Annotated in this window: 6 protein-coding genes; 1 reads left to right on the top strand and 5 read right to left on the bottom strand. The window is 58.7% G+C overall.

Going from position 1 to position 7,043, the window contains the following annotated elements; genetic code table 11:
• Positions 1-406 precede the first annotated feature (406 nt).
• Positions 407-2,413 (top strand): transketolase, encoded by a 2,007-nt coding sequence (gene tkt, locus CH74_RS14290; protein ID WP_048308207.1) that lies wholly within the window; start codon positions 407-409, stop codon positions 2,411-2,413.
• 130 nt (positions 2,414-2,543) lie between these two features.
• Here tkt and CH74_RS14295 read toward each other — a convergent pair whose 3' ends face one another.
• The 5 genes from CH74_RS14295 to glnL form a co-directional block, all read right to left on the bottom strand.
• Positions 2,544-3,596, bottom strand: coding sequence for a class I fructose-bisphosphate aldolase (locus tag CH74_RS14295; RefSeq protein ID WP_048308208.1), 1,053 nt, complete (start codon positions 3,594-3,596; stop codon positions 2,544-2,546).
• A gap of 203 nt (positions 3,597-3,799) precedes the next feature.
• Positions 3,800-4,189 (bottom strand): Hsp20/alpha crystallin family protein, encoded by a 390-nt coding sequence (locus CH74_RS14300; RefSeq protein WP_048308209.1) that lies wholly within the window; start codon positions 4,187-4,189, stop codon positions 3,800-3,802.
• Between the two features lie 20 nt (positions 4,190-4,209).
• Positions 4,210-4,665, bottom strand: a complete 456-nt coding sequence (locus CH74_RS14305) for an Hsp20/alpha crystallin family protein (RefSeq protein WP_048308210.1) — start codon at positions 4,663-4,665, stop codon at positions 4,210-4,212.
• A gap of 113 nt (positions 4,666-4,778) precedes the next feature.
• Positions 4,779-6,176: a nitrogen regulation protein NR(I) gene (gene glnG / locus CH74_RS14310; protein WP_048308211.1), complete on the bottom strand. Its 1,398-nt coding sequence runs from the start codon at positions 6,174-6,176 to the stop codon at positions 4,779-4,781.
• Positions 6,173-7,043 (bottom strand): nitrogen regulation protein NR(II) (glnL, locus tag CH74_RS14315; protein WP_048308212.1); only part of this gene is annotated, 871 nt, incomplete at its 5' end. The genes glnG and glnL, both read right to left, overlap by 4 nt.

Consider the following 7,043-nt stretch of genomic DNA (forward strand, 5'->3'; position numbering starts at 1 on the left):
ATTCGGCCCTCCTTGGCACCCCTTCGTGGGTGACGAAAAATGCAGTCAAACGATCACGCAATACCGGACGGTGAAAATCCAGCCGCAAGCGCAGACAGTTTCAGACAAGACCTTTCTTGCAGGGCCTTTTCATACAAGACCCGGGGCCTGAAGGCAAAAAGTCTACACGCTCCCCCAGCGACTGCCTAGCAGGCTGCCATCGATGCCTCAATAGGGTTGCCGCGGTCCTCTTCTCGATTGAAATTCGTGACCGGTATTTGATGGATATCCACAACTCGGCGACAATAATCCCCCGATTTTCATGCCGGCTCTTGGCCGGCATCACATCATAGAACGGATAGTGGTGGTCATTTCACTACGCTGTACTACTATCTCTGTTCATTTGCCCTAGGCGAGGAGCTTTACGATGCCGTCCCGTTTCGAGTTGGCGAATGCCATTCGTGCACTGTCCATGGATGCCGTACAGAGGGCCAAGTCCGGTCATCCCGGCGCCCCCATGGGCATGGCCGATATTGCCGAAGTGCTGTGGAACGACTATTTGAAGCACAATCCGGCCAATCCGCACTGGGCGGATCGTGACCGTTTCGTACTGTCCAATGGCCATGGCTCAATGCTTCTTTATTCGCTGTTGCACCTGACCGGCTATGAGCTGACCCTCGAGGACCTACAGAACTTTCGTCAGCTGCACTCAAAGACGCCAGGGCATCCTGAGCTGGGTTATACCCCCGGGGTCGAGACTACCACCGGCCCGTTGGGTCAGGGTCTGGCCAACGCCGTCGGCATGGCCATTGCAGAACGCACCCTGGCCGCTCAGTTCAATAAACCGGGACATGCCATCGTCGATCACCATACCTACGCCTTCGTAGGAGATGGCTGCCTGATGGAAGGTATTTCCCACGAGGTCTGCTCTCTGGCCGGCACCCAGGGTCTGGGCAAGCTGACCGTCTTTTATGATGACAACGGTATTTCCATTGACGGCGAAACCGTGGGCTGGTTCACCGACGATACCGCCAAGCGCTTCGAAGCCTACGGCTGGCACGTAGTGCCCAACGTCGATGGCCACAAGCCCGAGGAAATCAAGGCTGCCGTCGAACTGGCTCGCCAAAATGACGATCGCCCCAGCTTGATCATGTGCAAGACCATCATCGGGTTTGGCGCGCCTAACAAGCAAGGCACCGAAGCCACTCACGGATCCCCGCTGGGTGAAGACGAAGTTGCTGCCGCCCGGGAGCAGCTGGGCTGGTCACATGCACCGTTTCATGTGCCGGAAGAGCTCTACAAGGGCTGGGACGCCAGCGAGCGAGGCCAGCAGGTCGAAGACGAGTGGAACGTACGCTTTGAACGCTACGCCGAGGCGCACCCGGAGCTTGCCAAGGAGTTCAAGCGACGACTCAAGGGCGAACTGCCCATGACACTGAATACCGAAAAGCTGATCGAGCAAACCCAGGAACGCGATGAAAGCATCGCCAGCCGCAAGGCGTCACTGGCCTGCCTCAACGAACTCGGCCCACAGCTGCCGGAACTGTTCGGCGGCAGCGCCGACCTGGCGCCATCCAACCTGACTTTCTGGAAGGATTCCAAGGCCATCAACCGCGACCACCATGGCGGCAACTATCTGCATTACGGCGTGCGGGAGTTCGGCATGGGGGCGATCATGAACGGTATTGCCGCCCACGGTGGCTTCATTCCCTACGGCGCCACCTTCCTGACCTTCATGGAGTACATGCACAACGCCGTGCGTCTGGCGGCGCTGATGAACCTGCAGACCATCTACGTGTTCACCCACGACTCCATTGGTCTGGGCGAGGATGGCCCGACCCATCAGCCCATCGAGCAGATGGGAGCCCTGCGCTCGACGCCCAACCTTTCGACCTGGCGACCGGCGGATGCGGTCGAAACCGCCGTGGCCTGGCGCATCGCTCTCAAGCGCCAAGGCGCGCCGACGGCCCTGGTACTGTCCCGGCAGAACCTGCCCCATCAGCAGCGTGACAAGCAGCAGCTGGCGGAGATTCGTCGCGGCGGCTACGTGCTCAAGGACAGCGATGAGCCTTTCGAGGCCATTCTGATCGCGACCGGCTCCGAAGTGGGTCTGGCCATGGAAGCAGCCGACGCCTTGGAAGCCAAGGGCAAGGCGGTGCGCGTCGTGTCGCTGCCTTCCACGGACATTTTTGATGCCCAGCCTGTCAGCTATCGTGAGTCTGTCCTGCCGTCCACCATGACCAAGCGTGTGGCCATCGAAGCCAGCCACTACGCCTACTGGTACAAATACGTCGGACTTCAGGGCCGCATCATCGCCATGCACAGCTTCGGCGAATCCGCCCCGGCAGACGCGCTGTTCAAGTACTACGGCTTCACCGTGGACAACGTCGTGGAGCAGGTCGAGCAACTGCTGGAAGAAACGACAACTGCTTAACGACGCTGTCGGAAAGCACCAAAGCGAAGGGCCCGGTCATTGTGACCGGGCCCTTTTTTCGCTAGACCATTCACGATACTGCAAGAAAGATCTGATTTATGTCGTCAGTAATGCGGCAAATCAGCCGTTCTTAAGCAATAGTGACATCTTTGGACAGATACACATCCTGAATCGCATTAAGCAGCGCCGCGCCTTCCTTCATCGGCTTCTGGAACGCCTTGCGCCCGGAAATCAAGCCCATACCGCCGGCACGCTTGTTGATGACCGCGGTACGCACCGCCTCACCCATGTCGGAATGCCCCTTGGAGCCACCACCGGAGTTGATCAATCCAGCACGACCCATGAAGCAGTTGGCCACCTGGTAGCGAGCCAGATCGATGGGGTTGTCCGAGGTCAGCTCATCATAGACCTTGTCATGGGTATGACCGAAACCGACCGCCTTGTACCCGCCGTTGTTCTCCGGCAGCTTCTGCTTAACGATGTCCGCCTTGATGGTTGCCGCCAGGTGAACCGCCTGACTGGTGAGGTCAGAAGAGACGTGGTAGTCGGTGCCATCCTTCTTGAAGTCGGGATTACGCAGATAGGACCACAGCACCGTCACCATGCCCAGCTCGTGAGCGCGCTCGAAGGCTTCGCTGATTTCCATAATCTGACGACGGCTTTCCGGGGAGCCGTAATAGATGGTTGCGCCGACCGCGATGCAACCCATGTTATGGGCCTGCTCGACCTGGGCGAACAGGGTCTGGTCGTAGATCGCCGGGTAGGTCAAGGTCTCGTTGTGATTGAGCTTGAGCATCATCGGGATCTTATGGGCATAGCGCCGCGCCACGGAGGAGAGCACGCCAAGGGTCGAGGCGACACAGTTGCAGCCCCCTTCGATGGCCAGTTCGACGATGTTCTTGGGGTCGAAGTACATAGGGTTGGGGGCGAAAGAAGCGCCAGCAGAATGTTCGATCCCCTGATCCACCGGCAACATGCTCAAGTATCCGGTGCCCGCCAAACGGCCGCTGTTGAACAGCATCTGCATGTTGCGCATCACAAGAGGATTGCGGTCGCTGTCCATCATCACCCGATCGACGAAATCAGGGCCGGGCAGGTACAGATCCTCTTTCTTGAATCCGCTGCAGGTATGATTGAGCAGGCTGTCGGCTTCGTCGCCCAACAGTTGGGTAATATCGGTCATTGTGACTAGTTCCTCTTTAGATGGCGGCGGCCTTTGCGTCCCGCAGGCACACTCAAAAAATACGCCGATCATCTTGCCGTTAAGTGGCGCATTTTTCCAGCTTAGGTGCGCTGCACAAAAAACACGATCATTTTAAGCCTGATGGATCAAAAAAGCGCCTTCCAAAAAGAAAGGCGCTTGGCACATTACCTACGCTGACGAAATCAGGCCGCCTTGACATCGATACGCCGACGACGATGCGTCTCGCGCTTGGGCAATACCAGGCGCAAGACCCCATCGCGAACTTCAGCTTGGATCGACTCGGTATCGATCTCATGACTCAGCGTGAAGCGACGCGCGTACTGATCGCCGCGTATCTCCGCGTAGGAAGCAGAAACACCGCTTGGCATATCGATCTTGATATCGCCTTCAATGCTCAGCACGTTGTGATCCACCTCGATATGCAGCGACTCCTGGGTGACCCCCGGCATATCGGCAATCACATGAAGAGCATCATCCTGCTCGTAGATATCGACTGCCGGCAACAGCGTACGGCGCTGTTCCTGTTGTGTCGTGACATCGCGGTTGGTTTCACGTTTGGTGACATCATTCATGGCTCACACCTCCCTTGGTCTCAAGCCGTCTTTATTTCGACGCGGCGAGGCTTCATTTCCTCGCGCTTGGGCAGATGAATTTCCACCAATCCGTTGGCAGCTTTTGCCTCGGCCCGTTCGGTGTCGACACCATCGGGCAACGTGACGGAGCGCGAGAATTCACCGCTGAAACGCTCCTGGCGATAGTAGGCACGCTGCTGGCGCTCGCCCTCATCCGCAACGGATGAGCGACGGCCATGCAAGGTCAGCACGTTGTCCTGCACGCTCACGTCGAGCTCATCAGACGTCAAGCCCGGTGCAAATACGTATACCAGAACGGCATCTTCCGTACGGCCCATATTGATCATGGGAAAGGTGCCGCGGGGCACCGAACGGATATCCGAGGTAGCCTGGGGAAAGAATTCGTCCATGACCTGCCGGAACCAATCAAAATCCGCAGATCTGGAGCCGTTGGAACGCCAAAGATCTCCGAACATGACCAAACACCTCCTTACAAAAGTCAGTGATGATGTACCTTTCAGCAAAGCCGATTGCATTCCATGGCTTGCTACAGGCAAAGATGGATGTTGACGATAAAATTTCAAGCCCCTTACTCGAAAACCGTGTTTTTCAGCTTGCGGGTTAGGGTATTACGCCCCCAGCCCAGCAGCTCCGCCGCTTCCCCCTTGCGCCCCCCGGTATGTTTGAGCGCGGATTCGATGAGAATACGCTCGAACTCCGATACCGCCTGACCAAACAAATGCGTGTGCCCCGCGCTCAAGGTGCGATCGGCCCAGACGCGAAAAGCCCTGCGCCAGTCCTCGATTTCGTGCTCCGCACTCTCGACATCCCGAAGCTCCGCCGGCAAGTCGTCGATCAAAATTTCACGCCCGGACGCCATGACCGTCAGCCAGCGGCAGGTATTCTCCAGCTGACGCACGTTCCCAGGCCAAGGCAAGCGGGTCAGATGCTGCTCGGTAGCCGGGGTCAACAGCTTGGTCTGCGTTGAAAGTTCTCGGGCGGCTTCGGCGAGAAAGTGCTGAGCCAGACGGGGAATGTCTTCGCTACGCTCCGCCAGACGCGGCAGTCGAATGCGAATCACGTTGAGTCGATGAAACAGGTCTTCACGAAAGCGTCCTTCCGCGACCAGCCGTTCAAGATGCTGATGGGTGGCCGCGATGATACGCACATCGACCTTGGCGGGACGATGGCCGCCGACACGATAGAACTCACCGTCTGCCAGCACCCGGAGCAAGCGAGTCTGGGTATCCGGCGGCATGTCGCCGATCTCATCGAGAAACAACGTGCCGCCATCCGCCTGCTCGAAGCGCCCCTGACGCTGAGTGCTGGCGCCGGTGAAGGCGCCCTTTTCATGACCGAACAGCTCGGACTCCATCAGCTCCTTGGGAATCGCGGCCATGTTCAAGGCAACGAAGGGCTGAGCCTTGCGCGGGCTGTGCTGGTGCAAGGCTTGGGCCACCCGCTCCTTGCCGGTGCCGGATTCCCCGTTGATGAGCACGGTGATATGGGATTGCGCCAAGCGACCAATGGCGCGAAACACCTCCTGCATGGCCGGCGCCTCGCCGATGATCTCCGTCGCCAGTCGGACAGGAATGCTGGCCGGCGTGCGGCGTTCGCGAGCATGAGCGATTGCTCGTCTCACCAGCGCCAGGGCTTCGTCAACATCGAAGGGCTTGGGCAAATACTCGAAGGCGCCGCCCTGATAGGACGCCACTGCGCTGTCCAGATCCGAGTGCGCCGTCATGACGATCACCGGCAGATCTGGATGGGCGTTACGAACCTGCGCCAGTAGATCCAGGCCATCAAGCCCGGGCATGCGGATATCAGTCAGCAGCACCTCTGGCGGGTCACTTAGCAGTGTTTCGAGGGCATGGTCCGCCCGCTCGAAACTTTGAATCTTGATGTCCGGCTGCGCGAGCGCACGTTCGAGCACCCAGCGAATGCTGCGATCATCATCGACGATGACGACACGAGCCATCTCGGTCATAGAGCCTCCACGAGTGAGTTGGCGGTTGCTTCCAGAGGGATAAGCAGGCGAAATTCGGTATGCCCGGGTCGGGACTCGCTTTCGATCAAACCGTGATGCTTATGCAATATCGATTGAGCGATGGCCAACCCCAGACCGCTGCCCTCGGCACGCCCCGAAATCATGGGATAAAAGAGCGTATCCCGCAGGCGTTCCGGAACGCCCGGGCCGTTATCGATCACGGCAATTTCACAGACCAGCCGATGACATTCGGTGCCCAATGTGAACTGGCGTTTTGCGCGAGTACGCAGCGTCAGCCGCGACGTTTCGCTGGGGCTCGCCTCCATGGCCTGTACGGCGTTGCCTGCCACGTTGAGCAGCGCCTGGATCAACTGGTCTTCGTCACCGACCAGTTCCGGCAGGCTAGGATCGTAGTCCCGCAGGTAGTCGATACCCGGGTGTTCCACCAGAAGCAGAGTGCGCACCCGCTCCACCACCCTGTGGATATTCACGGGCTCATAGCGACAAGGATAGTGAGGGCCCAGCATGCGATCGACCAGATCCCGCAGCCGATCCACCTCTTCAATGATCACCTGGGTGTATTCAACGAGGGCCGGGTCCGGCAGGTCGCGTTCTAGTAGCTGTGCCGCGCCGCGGATGCCTCCCAGCGGATTCTTGATCTCGTGGGCCAGCCCCCGGGAGAGCACTTTGATGGTTTTTTGCCGGGCAATCAGCGTCTCTTCTCGGGAAATCCTCAACAGCCGGTCTCGAGGTTCGATTTCGATCAGCAGCTCGTTGTCGGTCAGGGAGGTTGCCGTGAAGTCAACGGTGATCATCTCGCCGCTGGCCAGGGCGAGCCTTGCTTCCCGCTGGGTAAAGGAGTGAGCG

The organism is Halomonas sp. PR-M31, assembly GCF_001039575.1.
Classification (GTDB): domain Bacteria; phylum Pseudomonadota; class Gammaproteobacteria; order Pseudomonadales; family Halomonadaceae; genus Modicisalibacter.

What these genes read in the sequence shown, in the direction of transcription:
- tkt (WP_048308207.1), top strand. Translation starts at nt 407, where the DNA reads ATGCCGTCCCGTTTCGAGTTGGCGAATGCCATTCGTGCACTGTCCATG.
- CH74_RS14295 (WP_048308208.1), bottom strand. Translation starts at nt 3,596, where the DNA reads ATGACCGATATTACCCAACTGTTGGGCGACGAAGCCGACAGCCTGCTC.
- CH74_RS14300 (WP_048308209.1), bottom strand. Translation starts at nt 4,189, where the DNA reads ATGAATGATGTCACCAAACGTGAAACCAACCGCGATGTCACGACACAA.
- CH74_RS14305 (WP_048308210.1), bottom strand. Translation starts at nt 4,665, where the DNA reads ATGTTCGGAGATCTTTGGCGTTCCAACGGCTCCAGATCTGCGGATTTT.
- glnG (WP_048308211.1), bottom strand. Translation starts at nt 6,176, where the DNA reads ATGACCGAGATGGCTCGTGTCGTCATCGTCGATGATGATCGCAGCATT.